Origin of the sequence: Streptococcus oralis subsp. oralis (assembly GCF_002096595.1) — a bacterium.
GTDB lineage: Bacteria > Bacillota > Bacilli > Lactobacillales > Streptococcaceae > Streptococcus > Streptococcus oralis_D.
On sequence record NZ_NCUR01000009.1, the window covers coordinates 15631 to 35259 of the forward strand.

Consider the following 19629-nt stretch of genomic DNA (forward strand, 5'->3'; position numbering starts at 1 on the left):
TTGTGTGTTTATTTCACCAACTTCTTCATTTCATCAATACGTGCTACGGTCGCATCGTATTTCGCTTGGTAGTCGGCTTGTTTGTCGCGTTCTTTTTGGACGACTTCTGGTTTGGCGTTGGCTACGAAGCGTTCGTTAGAGAGCTTTTTGCCGACCATATCCAGTTCTTTTTGCCATTTAGCGAGTTCCTTGTCGAGACGAGCCAATTCTTCTTCGACATTGAGGAGGTCTGCGAGTGGCAAGTAGATTTCTGCTCCTGTGATGACGCTTGACATTGCGAGTTCAGGTGCAGGGATGTTTGATGCAATTTCCAAGTGTTCTGGATTTGTGAAGCGTTTGATGTAGTTGACATTGCTGTTAAAGAAGGCTTCCAAGTCGCTATCACTTGTCTTCACAAGGATTGTGATAGGCTTGCTTGGTGCTACGTTTACTTCCGCACGCGCATTACGAACAGCACGGATCAAGTCTTTGAGACTTTCCACGCCAGTGTGGGCAGCAAGGTCTTCAAAGGCTGGGTTAACAGTTGGGTATTCCGCTGTAACGATAGAGCCTTCTGAGATTTGTCCAAAGATTTCCTCTGTCACGAATGGCATGATTGGGTGAAGGAGACGAAGGATCTTGTCCAAAGTATAAAGGAGAACAGAACGTGTGATGACTTTCTCTTCTTCATTATCGCTATAAAGGACTTCCTTGGTCAACTCAACATACCAGTCCGCAAACTCGTCCCAGATGAAGTTGTAGAGGATGTGGCCAGCGACACCAAACTCAAACTTATCAAAGTTGGCAGTCGCTTTTCCGATGGTTTCATTGAGGTTGTGGAGAATCCAGCGGTCTGTGACATTTCCAGCTTCCTTGTTGACAACTTTTTCCACATTGGCAGTTGCTTGCTCGAGGGTCAATCCTTCATTGTTCATGAGGATGTAGCGAGAGATGTTCCAAATCTTGTTAATGAAGTTCCATGAAGCATCCATTTTCTCGTAAGAGAAGCGCACGTCTTGCCCTGGTGCAGAACCGTTTGAAAGGAACCAACGAAGGCTATCTGTTCCGTACTTATCAATAACATCCATTGGATCAATCCCATTACCGAGAGATTTCGACATCTTGCGTCCTTGCTCATCACGAATGAGACCATGAATCAAGGCATTTTTGAATGGTGACTTGCCAGTAAATTCCAAACCTTGGAAAATCATCCGAGACACCCAAAACGGAATAATATCATAACCAGTCACCAAAGTTGATGTTGGATAATAACGTTTGAAGTCTTCTGAGTCGACATCAGGCCAGCCCATGGTTGAGAATGGCCAAAGAGCAGAACTGAACCACGTATCCAAGACGTCTTCGTCTTGAGTCCAACCGTCACCTTCTGGCGCTTCTTCGCCGACATATATTTCACCCTCAGCATTGTACCAAGCAGGGATTTGGTGACCCCACCAGAGCTGACGTGAGATAACCCAGTCGTGGACATTTTCCATCCATTGAAGGAAGGTATCATTGAAACGAGGTGGGTAGAATTCTACCTTGTCCTCTGTATCTTGGTTGGCAATAGCATTTTTCGCCAATTGGTCCATCTTGACAAACCACTGAGTAGACAAGCGTGGCTCAACCACTACACCTGTACGTTCTGAGTGACCAACACTGTGGACACGTTTTTCGATTTTAACAAGGGCACCGATTTCTTCCAACTTGGCAACGACTGCCTTACGAGCTTCAAAACGGTCCATACCTGCAAATTCGAAGGCAAGCTCGTTCATGGTTCCATCGTCATTCATGACATTGACTTGTGGCAAGTTATGGCGTTGACCAACTAAGAAATCGTTTGGATCATGGGCAGGTGTGATTTTCACGACACCAGTACCAAATTCAGGATCTGCGTGCTCATCTCCAACGATTGGGATGAGTTTATTAGCGATTGGAAGGATGACGTTTTTACCAATCAAGTTCTTGTAGCGTGGGTCTTCTGGATTGACCGCAACGGCAACGTCCCCGAACATTGTCTCAGGACGAGTTGTTGCCACTTCAAGGGCGCGTGAGCCGTCTTCCAGCATATAATTCATGTGGTAGAAGGCACCTTCGACATCCTTGTGGATAACTTCAATATCAGAAAGGGCAGTGCGAGCTGCTGGGTCCCAGTTGATGATAAACTCACCACGGTAGATCCATCCTTTCTTGTAAAGTTCGACAAAAACCTTGCGAACAGCTTTTGACAAGCCTTCGTCAAGGGTGAAACGCTCGCGAGAGTAGTCTACAGAGAGACCCATCTTTCCCCATTGTTCCTTGATGGTAGTGGCATATTCGTCTTTCCATTCCCAGACTTTATCTAGGAATTTTTCACGACCGAGGTCGTAACGCGTAATGCCCTCACCACGCAAGCGCTCCTCAACCTTAGCCTGAGTCGCAATCCCCGCGTGGTCCATACCTGGAAGCCAAAGCGTATCAAAACCTTGCATGCGTTTTTGACGGATGATGATATCTTGGAGAGTAGTGTCCCAAGCGTGACCAAGGTGAAGTTTCCCAGTCACGTTTGGTGGTGGAATGACGATCGAATAAGGCTTAGCCTTTTTATCTCCTGAAGGCTTGAAAACATCTTCATCAAGCCATTTTTGGTAACGACCAGTCTCAACCTCGACTGGATTGTATTTAGGTGAAAGTTCTTTAGACATGCGTGTGTCCTTTCTCTATTTTGTTCATTTTATTTTGAATTTGCTTAGCAGCTTCTTCTGCAGACAAATTCTTATTATTTATTTTAAAGTAGTGGTGCAACTCATTCGGTTGATGTTGGGAATTTAATTGAAGTGTCTCAGCGGTCTCCAAAATTTCTCTTTCAGATATCTCAATGTGCCGTTTCAAGGGTTTGTGCTTTAATCGATTCTCCGTTCGATTTCGATGTAAGCGCTCCTCAAGACTTGTTTCCAACTCCACAAAAAGAATCTCTTGATGGTAGTCATCCAATAAATCCTGAATTTGCTTTAAATACATCAACTGGTACTGATTTGAAAAATCAATTACGTCTGTTAAAATCACAGATCGCTGATTCCTAGCACTTGCTCCAAGGAAAGAAAAGGTAATTCCACGAACAAATCCCACATTTCCTCTGTATAGTCCTGATAGATTTCTAGTGCAAAATCGATGGCTTGATGGTTATAAAATAGTGTAGCATCCGTCAGTCGAGATAACTCTTGACCAATGGTCATTTTTCCTGATGCTGGAGCCCCAATGATGAAAATGTGCATCAAACCACCTCCCACTCACTCTTCAGCAAGCCGTATCTCAAATCATCACAGCGGTTGCCTTGGGCATCTTTGCGGTCTCTTATGCGAGCTTCGAGGGTGAAGCCAAGCTTCTCTGCGACTCGTTGACTTTGGACATTGTAGCCAAAACAAGTCAGCTCAATCTTGTGAAGACCAAGTACTTTAAAAGCTAAATCAATCAAGGTACTCGCAGCTTCTGGAACATAGCCTAAACCCCAATAGTCTGGATGTAAGATATAGCCAATCTCCAAGACATCATCCTCGTGACGGCGAGGGAAATCAACAGAGCCGATGACCTTATCAGTCCCTTTGACCACAATGCCGTAGCCAGCTGGGAGATTGTCCTTTTGATTGCGCTCAGGAAGGATATGCTCGAGATAATAAATCTCATCTTCCAAGGTCTGGACGGGCGGAAAGCCTGCTGGGTAGGAAACTTCTGGCCTACTGGCATAGTCAAAGATATCCACAACATCAGCCACGGTACGGACTCGTAAAACAAGCCGTTCGGTTTCTAAACGTTCTGGCAACTCTGCTCTTGTCATCCTTCTACCTCGCTTTCTACAAAAAAATCGCCCCTGCCATCTACATGACAGGGACGAATGTGTTATCCGCGGTACCACCCAATTTCGGGCAGAGACGCCCGCAACTCTCGTCTTTATAATAAAAAGACAATATTATTTCATTTTTCATCCATCAGCAACCAGTTTTGACACATTTGTGGACTTCTCAGCGCCGCCACTTTCTGTAAAATGTGGGATCCAAAACACCTCTAATGGCTCTATTGTAGCAAGTTTTTGACGGAAATGCAAGACTCAAGAATGATTACTTGAAGCTGATTCCGTGCTCTTTTAATTTCTTAATGGTAGCTGGACCAATTCCCTTCAAGGCAAGGAGTTCTTTTTCAGTCCAGTTTTTAAAGTCAGCAGCTGATTTGATGCCTTCATCATAGAAAGTCTTAGCACGATCTACTGAGAGGCCACCCAAAGTCGCTGCGAAATCTTCTACAGAATTGGCTACTTTTTGAGCTTGTTCCTTGGTCGCTTCTACTGCTTGTTCCACTTTTTTAGAGACAACTTTTCCTGCTTCGCTGGCAGATTTTTCTGCGTGTTTCACGACTTTCTTGGTCGCTTCTACAACCTTGGTCACCGTATTTGAAAAGGCACCTGAACGACGAAGGCTATTTCGCAATTGTTTTTTACGTTGGAGTTTCTTTGACATGATAAAATCCTTTCAATAAAAAATCCCTGCTCTGACAAGGATTTAATAAAGATATTCTATCAAGATTTTGGGAAAAAATCAAGAAAGTATCTGAATTTTAATAGTTTCGCTCACCAAACAATCCTTCTGGCAAATCATGAAATCCCTTGCCCGCCTTGAAATTTTCAAACTTACCAAGTAAAAACTGGTAGGCATCCAAACGGCTTTCGTAGCGAATCATGGCATCTTTGGCACGCTCGTCTTGGTCTTCTTCGTAAACTTTTTGACTTTCCTTGTGCGCCATGTCGTTGATCATGATCTGGGTATTGACCCAAGCTTCAAATTCCTTTATAAATTCTTGTTCGTAACTCATTGATTCTCCTTATTCTAATCCACGGAAGTAGTCCGTATCAATCTCACGATAGGGCTGGATATCCTGAACATACTCTAGCACGCCTTGAAATTCTCCGTTTTCATCGTGTACCGCAGCATAGGTGATGTGGACAAACTTGCCTCGCGACTCTGACTTGAACCACATTTCATACTTGTCCTTTTTACCTTCACGAAGACCTTTCATAACGGCCTTCACCTTTTCTAGGTACTTGGGCGGATGGCAGAGTTCAACATTGCGTCCGACTTGGGACGGCGTCCGTTTGAAAATCATCTCATCAGCTGGAGTATTGTCATTGTAATACTGGAAAATATCGTCTTTATTGACGAAGGTAATCTCCATGGGGAGGTGATTGAGGATGAAGTTGGCCTGCTCGACAGAGAGATAGCCATTCCCAAAAGCCTGTTGACTATGGCGGTCCAGCACTGCTTCCTTTTCCTTAGGGGTAAAGGTAATGGTAAACTGACCTTCTGGCGTATCGATAACTTGTTGCACTTGGCCTTCAGCCGTGTCTAGCTGCACGGGCTCCTCTGCACTCTTTTTCTCAACAAAACTCTGGCGTTCTGGAACCCATTTCTCAGACGGACGAATGATGGCATAGCCATAAGCATCGCTCTCCTCCGCAATCTGAATCCAGTCATCCTGAGTAAAGGACTCAAGGAGAATCATGAGAAGAATGGACTCTTCCTTGAAAATCATACTTTCAAACTCTGTCGCAAAAGCTTCAAAATCTTCTTTTACACTGCTAATCGACACTTCTGGTAGTGACTTGGCTGTCGTTAGAGCTGTTTGAAAGAGTTCTCTGATCTGGTCATCCACTCCCCACATAACTTTTGGAGGTGAATCGTGTCCATAGCGCTCCATGATGGGGAAAAACAGCTCTTCCTTGCGCTGGTAGTGGATATCAAATTGCCCCAAAAGGCCCATTTGACGGACCAAACCCTTGCGCATCTCTGCCAGCATTTCCTCGTCTTCCATAGACTCATAGGTATCTAACAATCTCCGAATGCGAATCAAGGCAGCACGGAGAGCCAGATTTTCATCCTTGAAGACGCGAACGGGGTGACCAGGGTGTTCGGTATCCTCTACTTCCACACCCTTAACAGCGTTTTTAAAAAGATTGGCATGGACATCACAGAGCTCCATGACATCTTCAAAGGTGACTCCTGAATCTGAGTTCATCAATTCGTGCTCCATGAGAGAAATCTCGATGGCTGACACACCTGTAAAGGTCGCATCAAAACGCTCCTGAACCGACTCGGGAGAGGCGCCATTGTGCAATTCTAACAAAATATCCCGTAGGATATGAATCCGTTCATCTGCCATTAGTCTAATCCAATCACTTCGTAACCATTCGCTTCCAGTGTGCGGACAATCTTGTCCATAGGAGTTCCTTCAAGCTTAGAACCCTGTTTGAGCGATACCTTGCGACCGACTGTGTTGCGCATCAAGGGATTAGCAAGTGGTTTAAAACCGAGCTCCACTAGGATTTCCAAAACTTCTGGGTGCTTGTCCACCACTTCTGCAACGGGAATTGACACATCGATGATATTGTCCATGACGACCTCCATGTATGTTCTAATACTCAATAAAAATCAAAGAGCAAACTAGGAAGCTAGCCGCAGGTTGCTCAAAACAGTGTTTTGAGGTTGTGGATAGAACTGACGAAGTCAGTAACCATACCTACGGCAAGGTGAAGCTGACGTGGTTTGAAGAGATTTTCGAAGAGTATAAAATGATTTTACTGCTTATATTATACCATATGGGAAGAGATTAAAAAACTAGCAGCGGAGTTCCTGCTAGTTTCTTTCATTTCAAGTTATTCCTTATCATCTGGTTTTGCGAGCCACTGGGCTACATCCATCAGCTTGTCAGCAAGCAGTACTTCCCCGAAACCTACTAGAGCATTGTCATCTTTTTTCATGTTCTTCAGGACTTTTACGCTTTGCATCACAAAAAAGTAATTCCCATAAGTCTTGGCTAGAATTTTAATGAATCCCATATTACTCTCCTTCGATGATTTCGACCTCTTTTCGGATAGTATCAACGTCTCTTTGATATTGCACTTCATTGTAGTTGACTAGCTTGGACAATTCCTGTTGCAATCTTTCTCCCATCGGTTTCATGGTCGCAAAGGTTAAACCCCCAGAAATGACTCCACCTAGGATAGGGATCACTTTCCCCATCCCTTTGGCTAGGCCTCCTTTTGTCAGATTGACACCAAAAATTTTCAAAACTTTTTCTAAAATCGGATACCAAAGGGTCTTTGTCAAGGCTTTCTTGTTCACTACTTTTATGACTTGCTTGGCTACTGTCACACCGCCTGATCGAAGCAGAGCGCCTGCACCATTTACTCCCAGCATCACACCGAGATAAAGTAAAAGCGTGTTTTTAGCATCTTCACTCAACTCATTTCGCGATGCCCAGAGATCATCAAATCCGTAAATATACCCTAGTTCCTGAGCTAATTTTAATGAGAAAGCGTAAAACTGAGCTACATCTGTCGGGATTGTGATCGCCATGGCAAGACCTCCAGGTAGACCTGCCAGCACCGATGTTCCACTAGCCATCAAGACATTGTCCTTAATACAGGCCTTTGCCACTCGATCCAAGCTTTCCTGAGGCAACAAAGAAGTCGGCCCTTGTTCTAATAAGGTTGCAATATCCTTGCGGTCTAGTTCCTTGGAAAACTTTTCTACTAAAAATTTCTCTCGATTAACTTTGACTACGGGTAATTTCACCACTTGTTGCAGTACTTGCATAGCTATATCTTGTTTAGCCATATGTCTCTCCGTTTTTCATTTATATCAAGCTTTATCATATCATACTATTTGAAATTTACAAATTTTTTAAACCGATTTTTAGCAGATGAATACATCGTCAAATAGTAATAATCATGCTCTGGAAACAAAAAAGAGGGGTGACCCTCTTTCTTATACTCAATGAAAATCAAAGAGCAAACTAGGAAGCTAGCCGCAGGCTGTACTTGAGTACGGCAAGGCGACGCTGACTTGGTTTGAATTTGATTTTCGAAGAGTATTAGTTCTTATCCAGATTGCGTAGCATTGCGTCAATCTTGTTTCCATATTCGATGGACTCATCTTTGACGAAGGTTAAATCTGGGATTTTGTACAATTTCAAATTGCGACCAAGTTCACGTTTGATGGTACCAGTTGCTTTTTCAAGCCCGATTTGAGCTTTTTGGTTATCCGAAGCAAGGTTACTCAAAATGGTGTAGTAAACCTTGGCAACAGACAAGTCACCCAGCATCTGAACATCTGTAATGGTCACACCTTGGACACGCGGATCACGGACCTTCTTTTGCAAAATCTCATTGACTTCACGCTTGATTTCCATGCCCACACGATCCGTACGGAAATGATTTGCCATGATATTCCTTTCTCTACTTTGAACCAAAAGCTAGGCCAGCAGACCTAGCTATTTCTATTAGATAGAGGAACTAGAGCCATTTGAATCTAGGAAACAAGCCTTAGATAGAACTAAGGGTTCATCAAGGCGCTGTTGACGACGAGTCAAATTAGCTATCGTTTCTCTATTATCTCTTGATTTCTTCCATGACATAAGCCTCAATCACATCATCCATCTTGATATCATTGTAGCCATCAATCATCAATCCACCTTCACGACCGTTTGTAACTTCTTTGACGTCATCTTTATAGTGTTTCAAGCTTGCAAGTTCACCATCGTAAATAACGACACCGTCACGAATAACACGGACTTTAGAGTCACGGGTAACCTTACCGCTAGTAACCATAAATCCACCGATAGTTCCGACTTTAGACACTTTGAAGGTTTCACGGATAATCGCTTCACCGATAACTTTTTCTTCAAATTCTGGGTCAAGCATCCCTTTCATGGCTTCTTCCATCTCTTCGATAACCTTGTAGATAATGCTGTGGAGACGGATTTCTACGTCATCAGCTTCGGCTTGTTGACGAGCTTGTGGTGTAGGGCGTACGTTGAAACCAACGATAAAGGCATTTGAAGCTTCCGCAAGGGTCACGTCAGATTCGTTGATAGCACCGACTGCCGAGTGAACGATAGTAACTTTCACACCTTCCACATCAATTTTTTGAAGTGAGGCAGAAAGGGCTTCGACAGAACCTTGTACGTCGGCCTTGATGATAACGTTGACTGACTTGAGTTCACCAGCTTTAAGCGTATCAAAGAGGTTTTCAAGGCTGACACGTTGGGTAGCTTGACGTTGTTTCATGAGAGCACGTTTTGCACGCTCTTCACCGGCTGCACGCGCAGATTTTTCATCTTCGTAAACAGCAAAGTGGTCACCCGCCATTGGCGCTTCGTTCAAACCTGTGATAGAAACTGGCGTTGATGGTCCAGCAACCTTGACACGACGACCAAGGTCATTTGTCATAGCACGGACACGACCGAAGGTATTTCCGACAACGATAGGGTCTTGCACATTCAGAGTACCTTGTTGCACAAGAAGGGTTGCGACCGCACCTTTTCCTTTATCCAAACGAGCCTCGATAACCGTACCGATAGCACGCACTGTTGGGTCTGCCTTGAGTTCTTGAATTTCAGCCACAAGAAGGACCGTTTCCAACAATTCTTCGATATTTTGGTTGAATTTAGCTGAGATTTCAACAAATTCAGAATCTCCACCCCAAGCTGTTGACATAACCCCATGCTCTGCCAATTCACCGATAACACGTTCTGGGTTGGCACCTGGTTTATCAATCTTGTTAATAGCTACGATGATTGGAACGTTGGCTGCTTTTGAGTGGTTGATAGCCTCGATAGTCTGAGGCATAACCCCGTCGTCGGCTGCTACAACCAAGATGGTAATATCGGTAACAGATGCACCACGCGCACGCATAGATGTAAAGGCCGCGTGTCCAGGTGTATCAAGGAAGGTAATCTTCTTGCCATTTTCCACGATTTGGTAGGCTCCGATATGCTGAGTGATACCACCTGCTTCACCTGTCGCAACACGAGAGTTACGAAGGGTATCCAAGAGAGTTGTTTTACCATGGTCAACGTGTCCCATGATGGTTACAACTGGTGGACGCTCAACCAATTCATCTTCATTGAGATAGCCATCTTCGACAAAGAAACGTTCGATGTCGGCATTATCCACTTCAACCTTTTGTTTGGCTTCGATACCGTAATCCACCATGAGGAGTTCGATGGTTTCTCCATCTAAGGATTGGTTTTGTGTGGCCATGACACCCATCATAAAGAGTTTCTTAACGATTTCAGCTGGTTCACGTTTGATACGTTTTGCGATTTCCGCAACAGTCATACCATCTGTATACTCAAATTCTGTTGGCAATTCATGGAACTTACGCTCTGTAACAGGTTTTGGAGTCTGGTTACGGTTGTTTTGCTTGTTCCCTTTTTTATTTTTCTTGTTGTTATTCCAGTTACTATTTCTTTGATTTCTCACTTGATTCTGACTACTTCGATTCTTTTGTTGTTTTCTAGGACCATCTTCTTCGTGATCATAATCGTCACGTTCTTTGTCTGGTCGAGCTTGTTTTTTACGACGTGTATCCACTGGCGCTTCTTTCGCTACAGGAGCTACTGTTACGGCTGGCTGCGTTTGTTCAGCTAGCTTAGCAGCTTCTTCAAAGATTTCCTCAGGTTCCTTGCGTTTATTAGCTTGAACCAAGGCTTCTTTGGCAGCTTGCGATTGTTTGAAGCGCTCCTCGCTTGAGCGTGCGTACTCTGCATTTTGCTCTGCTTTTAGGGCTGCTGCACGGGCTTTAAAGTCAACACGTGGTCCAGATTGTTTTGGCTGGAAGTCTTGTTGCTGACGGCGATCATTGCCACGATTTCCTTGACCTTGTGGTTTTTTCCCTTGGTCGTTAAATCGGCGATTGTCGCGGTTTCCTTGACCAGTTTTTCCACCATTACGACCATCGTTTTTCTGACGGTTGCCGTTTTGTTGTTGGTCACGGTTGTTGCCCTTGTTTTGTTTGCGTCGCTCTGCCTGCTCTTTGGCACGCGCCTCACGCTCCGCCTTGAAGTTTCGACTTTGTGGTCTTGCGGCCACTACTTTTTCTTCCTTAGGAGCTACAGGTGCAACTGGTTTACTTTCTTCCTTCGTGACAACTGATTTAGCTGACGCAGGTTTTTCCGCTTTCTTTTCTACACTTGCTTTTGGTGCTGCAGGTTTTGCTTCTGCTTTAGGAGCAGGTGCAGATTTAAAGCTAGCTGCGATTTGCTCAGCAGCAGCGGTTTCCACGCTCGATGAGTGGCTTTTTACATCCAAGCCCAACTCTTTTGCACGCGCTACAACTTCTTTACTTTCTTTTCCAAGTTCTTTTGCGATTTCGTACAATCTTTTCTTAGACAAATCATGTCCTCCTCTTCTATTCCATAAGAGACCTCATTTTCTTTGTAAATCCAGCATCTGTCACAGCCAAAACCTTTCTCGATTTTCCAACTGCTATGCTTAATTCCAGTGTTGAAAACACGGTTATAACTTCTACTTGATAATAGTCACTTTTATCTTGAATCTTCTTGGTTAGATTGGGACCAGCATCATGAGCTAGAAAGACTAGCTTGGCTTTCTGGTCTTGGATGGCCTTGACCACCAATTCCTCACCTGATATGATCCGACCTGCTCGTTGAGCAAGACCCAAGAGATTGCTAATTTTTTGCTTATTCAAGTCCTAACTCTCTTCTTTTTACTTTGTGATCAACATAGGCGATCAACTCGTCATAAAAGCTTTCTTCCACTTCCATGTTAAAGCTACGGTTAAAGACTTTCTTTTTTTTAGCCTCTAGGGCTTCTGCATTGTCTAGCTTGATATAAGCGCCACGGCCATTGGCCTTGCCTGTCGGATCGATAAAGACCTGTCCTTCCTTGTTCTTGACAATGCGGAGCAAATCACGCTTATCAATCACTTCATTGGATACAACAGACTTGCGCAAAGGGATTTTTCTTGTTTTCATCTTTCCCTCCTCTAGCAGCTTTTATTCTTCGATCAATTCATCCGCAACTGCGTAATCAACTTGACCTGCTTCTTCCATAGCTTCAAACTCACTAGCAGACTTGATATCGATACGGTAACCCGTCAAGTGAGCTGCCAAGCGAACGTTTTGTCCACGACGACCGATGGCAAGAGAGAGCTTGTTATCAGGTACAACGACCAAGGCACGTTTGCTGTCGTTTTCATCAAAGATAACTTGGTCAACCTCAGCAGGAGCGATAGCATTGTAGATAAACTCAGCTGGATCTGCTACCCACTCGATAACGTCGATGTTTTCTTCAACAGGAATCATGCGATCGCTCTTGGCATCGTAACGAGCTGGGTGGAATTTGCTAGTGATTTTCTTGATATTAGCACCACCACGACCAACGATGGTCCCGATAGCGTCCACGTTTGGATTGTGGCTACGAACAGCAACTTTAGTACGGTCACCTGCTTCACGAGCTACGCTCATGATTTCAACAGTTCCGTCGTAAACTTCTGGAATTTCTTGCTCCATCAAACGCTTGATCATCTCTGGATGGCTACGGCTAACAAAGACATTGACACCACGAGGGTTGTCTTCAACCTTGTAAACGTAGACTTCGATACGATCGTGGGAAGCAAAGACTTCTCCAGGGATTTGGTCTTGTTTTGACAATTGAGCTTCGATGCTGCCAAGGTTGACATAAATAAAGCGATTGTCAAAGCGTTCTACTGTACCAGACATGATTTCTTGTTCATGTTCTTTGTAAGTATTATAAGTGATGGCACGTGTTTGCTTGCGCATTTTTTCCATGATGGTTTGTTTGGCAGATTGGGCTGCTACACGACCAAACTCAGCTGGCGCTTCTTCAAACTTGATTTTATCACCAAGCTCATAGGCTGAATTAATGGCAAGGGCATCTTTCAAGCTGATTTCCAAACGGCTATCAAATACTTCGTCTACAACTTCACGAACAGTATAGACAGTAAAGTCACCTGTTTTTTCGTTGAAGTCGATGGCTACGCTATCAGACTGACCATAACGTCTGCGATAGGCGGAACGAAGCGACTCTACTACTGCGTCGATGATGTCTTCTTTTTTGATTCCCTTGTCTTCTTCCAAAATGCGGAAGGCCTCTAGCATTTCTTTACTCATGTTCTTTTTACTTTTGAATCCTCAAAAGCTATCCTTTCTTTTCTATAGTTTTACTGCTAAACGTGCTTTTGATACTAAACTGTATGGAATTTGGACAGTTTTCTTACGTGTTTTGTCCATATACTCCATAGTCAGCTCATCCCCTTCAAAGGATACCAAGGTTCCTTCAAAGACTTTTTGCTTATCAATGGCTTGGTAGAGCCCGACATGGATGTATTTCCCAACTGCTCCAGCGACAGCATCCTTGGTTTTCAAAGGACGTTCCAAGCCTGGACTGGTGATTTCTAGGAAATATTGTTCTGGGAAGGGATCAGGCTTGATGGTATCTAGGACAGGACTGATGATTTCTGTCAGGTCTGCCGTGTCGTTCAAGGTAATTCCTTCGGGTTTGTCTACAAAAATACTGAGAATCATGTCACTGCCAATCTTTCCATACTCGATATCCACGAGCTCGAAAGGCGCTTGGATGACAGGTTCTACAACTTCTCTGACTAATTCTACGATTGTTGCGATTGCGTCCACCTCCTCATAAGCAAGAGGCGAAGATATTTCCCCGCCTCTCTTTCTCATATTCTTACTATCAGTATAGCACGTTTGTCAATTTATGTAAAGCATTAGCACTCAAACAGCTGGTTTTCAAGCTATTTCTTAAAATTCTGCTTCAACTCGGTAGATCACTTGACCTTTGCTGGAGAATTTTTGCTCATACTCTGTCATGACATTGCCTTCAAAATCACTGGCATGTAAGTCCAACCAAACTCCGTTCAGTTTCATCCCATACTGAGAAAAACTCACCAGACTGTACTCAAACAAGCCACGGTTATCTGTCTTGAAATGGATTTCCCCATTCTCAGGCAAGATGCGCTTGAAGGTATCCAAGAAACTCTTGTAAGTCAAACGACGTTTTTCATGGCGTTTTTTAGGCCAGGGATCTGAAAAGTTTAGGTAGAGGCGATCAATCTCACCGTCTTCAAAGTAGTCAGTCAAATCTGAACCATCTACCCACAGCAACTTGATGTTGGGCACTCCAACTTCTAATACCTTATCCAAGGCATAACTCAATACCGACTTTTGGATATCAATCCCGATGTAGTTGATGTCAGGATTTTGCTTGGCCATTCCTGATACGAAGGCCCCTTTCCCACTTCCAACCTCTACATGAATAGGATGATCATTTCCAAACAAGTCTCGCCATTTCCCTTTTGCTTCTAAGGGATTGAGGACCACATACTGGGGATTAGCCTCTAGTAATTCTGTCGCCCCTTTACGATTTCTAACTCTCATCTCTTCTTTCCATACTTGTCACGGAAGACGCGCAAGGCGTAAATCTCCCGGTTTACATTGTCTAAATCTTGATTTTCACAGTATTTGGCAATCTGGTTCAAATAAGAATACTGACCATACCAATACAATTTATCTAACACTGTCTGATTGTACTTATAGCCGTAGTCTCTCAACCATTGACGCCACTGATGATCTGGAATGTAGTGGCATAGCAAATGCGCCACATCAAACATACGATCCGTCAGACGAACCGAATCCCAATCCACTAGATAAACGAGTCCACTCTCTGTCTCAATCCAATTACTATGACGAAGATCCCCATGCACAATCGTTGCATAGTCTTCTCTAAAACCTGGAACCGTCTTACCTAGTTCAGCAATCACACTGTTCAAGTAGTGGTTCTGCTTCAAGATTTCTGGAACTCCTTGCTGCCAAGAACGTAGCAAATCAACTGGTTTTTCCATGGTATATCCCAAACGACTCAACTGCTTCATCAAAGGACGCGAGCGGTGAAGGCGGTTCAAGATATTGATAATCTGCTTGCGATTCATATCGTAAGGGGTCAAGATTTTGCCCGTCAGCCATTCCTGAGCACACATATCACGGCCATCTGACAAACGACGAGTCCATAGTAATTGAGGAGCGATTTGTTCTCTGGCTAGGCCAGGTAGGATTGGAGAGGTGTTCATTTTTACAAAGACGCGCTTCCCATCAGGGTAGTTTCCCATATAAGCCTTGCCACTCTTCCCAGGTATCGGGGTCAGCGTTAGCTCATTATCACCCAAGTCCATTTCTTTCCTCCGTATAAAGTTTCCTTACTATTCTACTAGTTTTTGGTCTATTCGTCAACCAATCTTTTTAGTTGGTAAGGCAAATAAAACAATTGTAGGAAGAGACTAGCCCCTACAAGAGCCAACAAAGCTATTTTTTCTTGAAAAATTACTGCTCCGACCAGCAGCTCCAGCAAAAGAACGACACTTCCAACACCGAGCACTATCTGTTTCAAGCCCTTCTCTTTTTCACCCTTTTCCAAAGGAAAGAGCTGGGTCAAGTACTGGTAGTCAAAGGCATGATAGAGGGCGAGTAACTGAAAGAGCAAGAGGTAATTAAATAGAACCACTACCGCTGTCGCGATCCAAGATTGCGCGATAAAGACTAGAGCTAACAGGGATAGGAGCAAGAGGCGCAAACTGAGGGCAAAAAGATCTCCATTTCGCAGATAAGAGCGGAGATAGAGATTTTGCCAGATCTTGCTCGGCACTTTCTGAACTGCTTTAAGGATGAAATCCAGATAAGCGCGACGTTTGACACTATTTGAAACGCCCTTGACCTGAGTAAAGAGAGCAAAGAAACGAAGCAAGACTTGCTTGCGCTTGCTTTCTTGGGCAATCACATAATCCCAGTCAAGGCCAGTCTCAATATAAAATTTACTGGCTTTTTGATGAAAGACTATGTACTTCGCTGCTCCTAGTAAAAGCACATAGATGAGAAAAACTGGCAAGCCATAACCCATGGCTAAAAATAAGGGCGCAAATAAAAGCAAGAAAAGGGTTTGGACAAAGAGCCAAAAGACCAGTGAGCGTACTGTCTGCCCTTTGAGGTGAGACTTAACCTCTTCTTCACTGACTAAGAGAAAGAGTTTGTCCGGTCCTTCCATGTAGGTCGCGATTCCTCCCCAAGCCAAAAGCAAGGCAGATACAATCCCCAAAAACAAGAGGATAGGCCAGTGATTTTCAGGAAAATCTTGCAAGAGTTGACTGTACTGGTAAGCTAGAAAACCGATGAGAATCAGCAAGAACAAGACAAAGTGGTCATTGAGAACATAGCGCAGATAACCGACACACTCCTTACGAAAAGCCTGCTTTCGCTTTAAGAACAAGTCTTTCATAGCTCCTCCTCTTTGGTCAGAGCCAAGTAAATATCATTCAAACTCGCTTCAGGCATGCCAAAGGCTTCGCGCAGTTGCTGGAGGTTTCCCTGAGCCCTCACCTCCCCCTTGTGGAGAATAACAAAGGCGTCACACATCTTCTCCGCCGAGTCCAGCACGTGGGTACTCATGAGGATAGACTTACCTTTTTGCTTTTCTACTTCCAAAAGCTGAATCAAGTCAGAAATAGCCAGCGGATCGAGGCCAAGAAAAGGCTCATCCACGATGAAAAGACTCGGATCCACCACAAAAGCACAGATAATCATGACCTTCTGCTTCATCCCTTTGGAGAAATGCACAGGAAACCAATCTAATTTTTGATCCAAACGAAACATTTTTAACAAAGATTCTACTCGCTCAAAAGCCACATTTTGTTCAATACCGTAAGCCATAGCCACCGTTTCGATATGCTCTCTGAGAGTCAGCTCTTCATACAAGCTAGGCGTTTCTGGGATGTAGCCAATCTGCTTGCGGTAGCTAGTCGCATCTTCTCGCAGGGTCAAACCATTAATCTTGATTTCCCCACTGTAAGGTGTCAAGAGACCAATAATCTCATTGATTGTCGTTGATTTACCCGCGCCGTTAAGACCGATCAAACCGACTAACTGCCCACTTTCAACTGTAAAGGACACATCTTTCAAGACAGGGACATGAACATAGCCTCCTGTCAGGTTTTTAATTTCTAACATATTTTCTCCGAATCTGGTATAATGTAGCTATATTATATCAAAATTCAATACAGTAGAGGTGGATTTTATGTCAGATTGCATTTTTTGTAAGATTATCGCAGGGGAGATTCCTGCTTCAAAAGTATACGAGGATGAGCAGGTTCTTGCCTTTCTTGATATCTCTCAAGTAACGCCTGGACACACTCTCATTGTACCAAAAGAGCACTATCGCAATCTTTTGGAGATGGATGCCCCAAGTGCCAGCCAACTCTTTGCCCAAGTGCCACTGGTAGCTCAAAAAGTTATGAAAGCTACCAAAGCTGCTGGTATGAACATCATCGCCAACTGTGAGGAAGTTGCTGGTCAAACGGTCTTTCATACTCACGTGCATCTCGTACCTCGCTACGGTGCAGAAGATGACCTCAAGATTGACTTTATCGCCCACGAACCCGACTTTGACAAACTTGCCCAAGTCGCTAAAACCATTAAAAACGCTTAAGGAGATGCCATGAAACTATCCAATCTATTGCTATTTGCAGGAGCTGCAGCTGGAAGTTATTTTGTCGTAAAAAATCGCCAAGCCATTCAGGATGAAGTGCTAGATACAACTGACCGCGTCCAAGCTATCAAGGATGATTTGGATATCATCCAAAACAGCCTACAAATCATCGACCAACAAAAGGCCCTTATCAAGGAATACCAAAAAGATTTAACCTACAAATTCAAAGTTTTAGAAAAAGATTTCCAAACCAGAATGGCGGTTCTCCAAGAAGAAAAACAAGAATAAGAAAGCCTCCAACTTTCCTTAAGTCCATTTTGGGTTACTAGATTCGAACAGAAAAGGGAGGGAATGAAAATGAAACAGTTTGTAAAAGTTCTAGCGAAGGTCATCGCGATCCCTTGCGGCTGCCTCTGCCTGCTTGCAGCCCTAGCATTTCTACTACTAATCAATCTTTTCAAAGCGTCACCAAGTGACATCCGAAAAGGGAATGACGACTTAAAACAAATCTTTACCTCCCTTGACCTCCCTCCTGAGAAAGTCGAATCAGATGGACACTATCAATACGAGGGAGGGGGCTTAAATTTTTATGTTACTTTCTCTGATGATGTTATCAATAGCCACCCCGTCCTAAAAGAAAGTCCAAAACTCACCAAAAACCGACTCGAAGTCTATGTCCTCCAGACAGGAGAGATTTCCTACTATAAAGTAGGGGATAACTTGTTCAATCATGGTTTATTTCAGTTTTTAAAGAAGGAGGGCGAGAAGTATTTCCAAGAAAAAGGAAAGAAATTTAACCCTAATTACTCACTTCTCTTTTGGAATGATCAAGAAAGTCTCAAAAAGGGAATCGCATTCTATGAAAAAGCTTTGATCTTAGTGGATATTCAGGATAATTCGGCGATTAAGCGTATTGACACCGTCACCGTTAAGCCTGGAAAGGAAGAGGAATTCAAGCAACTCATTCAGGAGATGGATACTGCTGACTTGCTCACTCAAAAGTATAAATAGTAGACTAATTGGAGAATGATTGCTCGATGCTAAATTTCCCAAGATTATACAAAAAAAGAGCCAATCGGCTCTTTTTACTTTATTCTCCTTCAAAGGCATCTTTAATATGGTCAAAGAAGCCTTTTTTCTTTGGATTGACTTTCAAGTCGCCTGCAGCTGCGAATTCTTTAAGCGCTGCTTTTTGGCGGTCGTTCAAACCTGTCGGAGTAACGACATTGACAGTAACGTATTGGTCACCAACAGCACCGCCACGAAGGCTCGGTGCTCCCTTGCCACGTAGACGGAATTTCTTGCCAGTCTGAGTTCCTTCTGGGATAACCAATTCAACATCTCCATGAACAGTTGGAATTTCTACAGTGTCTCCAAGAGTAGCTTGGACAATATTAAGATTTAACTTGTAGAAAATAGTTGTTCCTTCACGTTCAAACTTATCGCTAGCTTCCACAGAAACCACCACGTACAAGTCCCCGTAAGGTCCACCGTTAAAGCCTGCTTCACCTTGACCAGCTAGGCGGATTTGTTGGCCAGTTTCCACACCAGCAGGGATTTTCACATGGACGCTATGAGCTTGTTTTTCATGACCTGTACCGTGACAAGTTGTACATGGATCTTTGATTTCTTTTCCGCGACCATGACAGACATCACAGGTTACTTGGCGACGCATCATACCAAGAGGAGTCTGCGTATCGACGTTAATGACACCAGCACCATGACAGCGTCCACAAGTGACTGGACTTGTCCCTGGCTTAGCACCAGATCCATTACATGTACGACAGCTTGCTTCACGGTTGTACTTAACTTCCTTTTCTGTTCCGAAGATAGCTTCTTCAAAGGTCAAGTTCACACGGTACTGGAGGTCATCCCCTTGACGAGGAGCGTTTGGATTGCGTGAAGCTCCGCCTCCTCCGAAAAAACTTGAAAAGATATCTTCAAAACCACCGAAGCCACCTGCTCCGTCAAAGCCACCAAAACCGCCAGCACCACCAAAGCCACCGTTGGCACCCGCAGCACCATACTGGTCGTAAGCTGCACGTTTTTGGTCGTCACTCAAAGTCTCATAGGCTTCTTGAACTTCCTTGTACTTTTCCTCAGCTCCAGGATCCTTGTTGATATCTGGGTGATATTTTTTCGAAAGCTTACGATAAGCCTTTTTGATCTCGTCTGCCGAAGCGTTTTTTGACACCCCCAGACGATCATAAAATTCAGTATTGTTCATACAAGATACCAAGACCGTAAAATTCGACTGAAAAATAGGAAATCTGACACTGGAGCGATGCTCCTAGGCAGATTTATCTTTTTTC

General features: G+C 43.9%; 22 protein-coding genes and 1 pseudogene. 3 read left to right on the plus strand and 20 right to left on the minus strand.

The genetic code is table 11. The annotated features are described in order from the left end of the window. Nucleotides 1-8: 8 nt before the first annotated feature. The 19 genes and pseudogenes from B7714_RS02450 to B7714_RS02545 form a co-directional block, all read right to left on the minus strand. Nucleotides 9-2660, minus strand: a complete 2652-nt coding sequence (locus B7714_RS02450) for a valine--tRNA ligase (protein ID WP_084859544.1) — start codon at nucleotides 2658-2660, stop codon at nucleotides 9-11. Next, nucleotides 2653-3230: pseudogene (locus B7714_RS02455) on the minus strand (AAA family ATPase). The gene B7714_RS02450 and the pseudogene B7714_RS02455 overlap by 8 nt, the downstream one beginning before the upstream one ends. Further along, nucleotides 3230-3790: a GNAT family N-acetyltransferase gene (locus B7714_RS02460; protein WP_084859545.1), complete on the minus strand. Its 561-nt coding sequence runs from the start codon at nucleotides 3788-3790 to the stop codon at nucleotides 3230-3232. The pseudogene B7714_RS02455 and the gene B7714_RS02460 overlap by 1 nt, the downstream one beginning before the upstream one ends. Before the next feature lie 280 nt (nucleotides 3791-4070). After that, a complete protein-coding gene (locus B7714_RS02465) occupies nucleotides 4071-4466 on the minus strand; it encodes a helix-hairpin-helix domain-containing protein (protein WP_084859546.1) in 396 nt (131 codons plus the stop codon). Nucleotides 4467-4563: 97 nt separating this feature from the next. Beyond that, nucleotides 4564-4818 carry a DUF1912 family protein gene (locus tag B7714_RS02470; protein ID WP_084859547.1) on the minus strand — a complete coding sequence of 85 codons (255 nt, stop codon included), beginning with the start codon at nucleotides 4816-4818 and terminating at the stop codon, nucleotides 4564-4566. 9 nt (nucleotides 4819-4827) lie between these two features. Continuing rightward, nucleotides 4828-6162, minus strand: a complete 1335-nt coding sequence (locus B7714_RS02475; protein WP_084859548.1) for a DUF438 domain-containing protein — start codon at nucleotides 6160-6162, stop codon at nucleotides 4828-4830. After that, nucleotides 6162-6395, minus strand: coding sequence for a DUF1858 domain-containing protein (locus tag B7714_RS02480; protein WP_000368739.1), 234 nt, complete (start codon nucleotides 6393-6395; stop codon nucleotides 6162-6164). The genes B7714_RS02475 and B7714_RS02480 overlap by 1 nt, the downstream gene beginning before the upstream one ends. 260 nt (nucleotides 6396-6655) lie before the next feature. Next, nucleotides 6656-6838, minus strand: a complete 183-nt coding sequence (locus tag B7714_RS02490; RefSeq protein WP_084859549.1) for a hypothetical protein — start codon at nucleotides 6836-6838, stop codon at nucleotides 6656-6658. Nucleotide 6839: 1 nt separating this feature from the next. Then, nucleotides 6840-7619 carry a hypothetical protein gene (locus B7714_RS02495; protein ID WP_084859550.1) on the minus strand — a complete coding sequence of 260 codons (780 nt, stop codon included), beginning with the start codon at nucleotides 7617-7619 and terminating at the stop codon, nucleotides 6840-6842. Nucleotides 7620-7875: 256 nt separating this feature from the next. Further along, nucleotides 7876-8226, minus strand: coding sequence for a 30S ribosome-binding factor RbfA (rbfA, locus tag B7714_RS02500; protein WP_001273599.1), 351 nt, complete (start codon nucleotides 8224-8226; stop codon nucleotides 7876-7878). Nucleotides 8227-8392: 166 nt separating this feature from the next. Further along, nucleotides 8393-11179 (minus strand): translation initiation factor IF-2, encoded by a 2787-nt coding sequence (gene infB / locus B7714_RS02505; protein WP_084859551.1) that lies wholly within the window; start codon nucleotides 11177-11179, stop codon nucleotides 8393-8395. Nucleotides 11180-11195: 16 nt separating this feature from the next. Further along, nucleotides 11196-11495: a YlxQ-related RNA-binding protein gene (locus tag B7714_RS02510; protein WP_001041396.1), complete on the minus strand. Its 300-nt coding sequence runs from the start codon at nucleotides 11493-11495 to the stop codon at nucleotides 11196-11198. Continuing rightward, entirely contained in the window at nucleotides 11488-11781 is a 294-nt protein-coding gene (gene rnpM, locus B7714_RS02515; protein WP_000857560.1) for an RNase P modulator RnpM, read from the minus strand. The genes B7714_RS02510 and rnpM overlap by 8 nt, the downstream gene beginning before the upstream one ends. A 21-nt stretch (nucleotides 11782-11802) precedes the next feature. Continuing rightward, nucleotides 11803-12939, minus strand: a complete 1137-nt coding sequence (gene nusA, locus B7714_RS02520) for a transcription termination factor NusA (RefSeq protein ID WP_000032280.1) — start codon at nucleotides 12937-12939, stop codon at nucleotides 11803-11805. Nucleotides 12940-12981: 42 nt separating this feature from the next. After that, entirely contained in the window at nucleotides 12982-13461 is a 480-nt protein-coding gene (gene rimP, locus B7714_RS02525) for a ribosome maturation factor RimP (RefSeq protein ID WP_000338696.1), read from the minus strand. Nucleotides 13462-13587: 126 nt separating this feature from the next. Further along, nucleotides 13588-14223, minus strand: a complete 636-nt coding sequence (gene trmB, locus B7714_RS02530; protein WP_001266088.1) for a tRNA (guanosine(46)-N7)-methyltransferase TrmB — start codon at nucleotides 14221-14223, stop codon at nucleotides 13588-13590. After that, nucleotides 14220-15014, minus strand: coding sequence for a cell cycle regulator CcrZ (gene ccrZ / locus B7714_RS02535; protein WP_084859552.1), 795 nt, complete (start codon nucleotides 15012-15014; stop codon nucleotides 14220-14222). The genes trmB and ccrZ overlap by 4 nt, the downstream gene beginning before the upstream one ends. A 47-nt stretch (nucleotides 15015-15061) precedes the next feature. Further along, a complete protein-coding gene (locus B7714_RS02540) occupies nucleotides 15062-16111 on the minus strand; it encodes an ABC transporter permease (protein ID WP_084859553.1) in 1050 nt (349 codons plus the stop codon). Continuing rightward, on the minus strand, nucleotides 16108-16839 hold the full coding sequence (locus B7714_RS02545; RefSeq protein ID WP_084859554.1) for an ABC transporter ATP-binding protein: 732 nt from the start codon (nucleotides 16837-16839) through the stop codon (nucleotides 16108-16110). Before B7714_RS02545 ends, B7714_RS02540 begins: the two co-directional genes overlap by 4 nt. 67 nt (nucleotides 16840-16906) lie before the next feature. Between B7714_RS02545 and B7714_RS02550 the strand changes: the two genes are divergently transcribed. The 3 genes from B7714_RS02550 to B7714_RS02560 all read left to right on the plus strand — a co-directional run bounded on the left by B7714_RS02550 (nucleotide 16907) and on the right by B7714_RS02560 (nucleotide 18328). Beyond that, on the plus strand, nucleotides 16907-17317 hold the full coding sequence (locus tag B7714_RS02550) for an HIT family protein (protein ID WP_084859555.1): 411 nt from the start codon (nucleotides 16907-16909) through the stop codon (nucleotides 17315-17317). A gap of 9 nt (nucleotides 17318-17326) precedes the next feature. Further along, entirely contained in the window at nucleotides 17327-17605 is a 279-nt protein-coding gene (locus tag B7714_RS02555; RefSeq protein ID WP_000777745.1) for a hypothetical protein, read from the plus strand. A gap of 69 nt (nucleotides 17606-17674) precedes the next feature. Next, nucleotides 17675-18328, plus strand: coding sequence for a hypothetical protein (locus B7714_RS02560; protein ID WP_193432108.1), 654 nt, complete (start codon nucleotides 17675-17677; stop codon nucleotides 18326-18328). Nucleotides 18329-18407: 79 nt separating this feature from the next. Here B7714_RS02560 and dnaJ read toward each other — a convergent pair whose 3' ends face one another. Next, nucleotides 18408-19544, minus strand: a complete 1137-nt coding sequence (gene dnaJ / locus B7714_RS02565) for a molecular chaperone DnaJ (protein WP_049505132.1) — start codon at nucleotides 19542-19544, stop codon at nucleotides 18408-18410. Nucleotides 19545-19629: the final 85 nt, after the last annotated feature.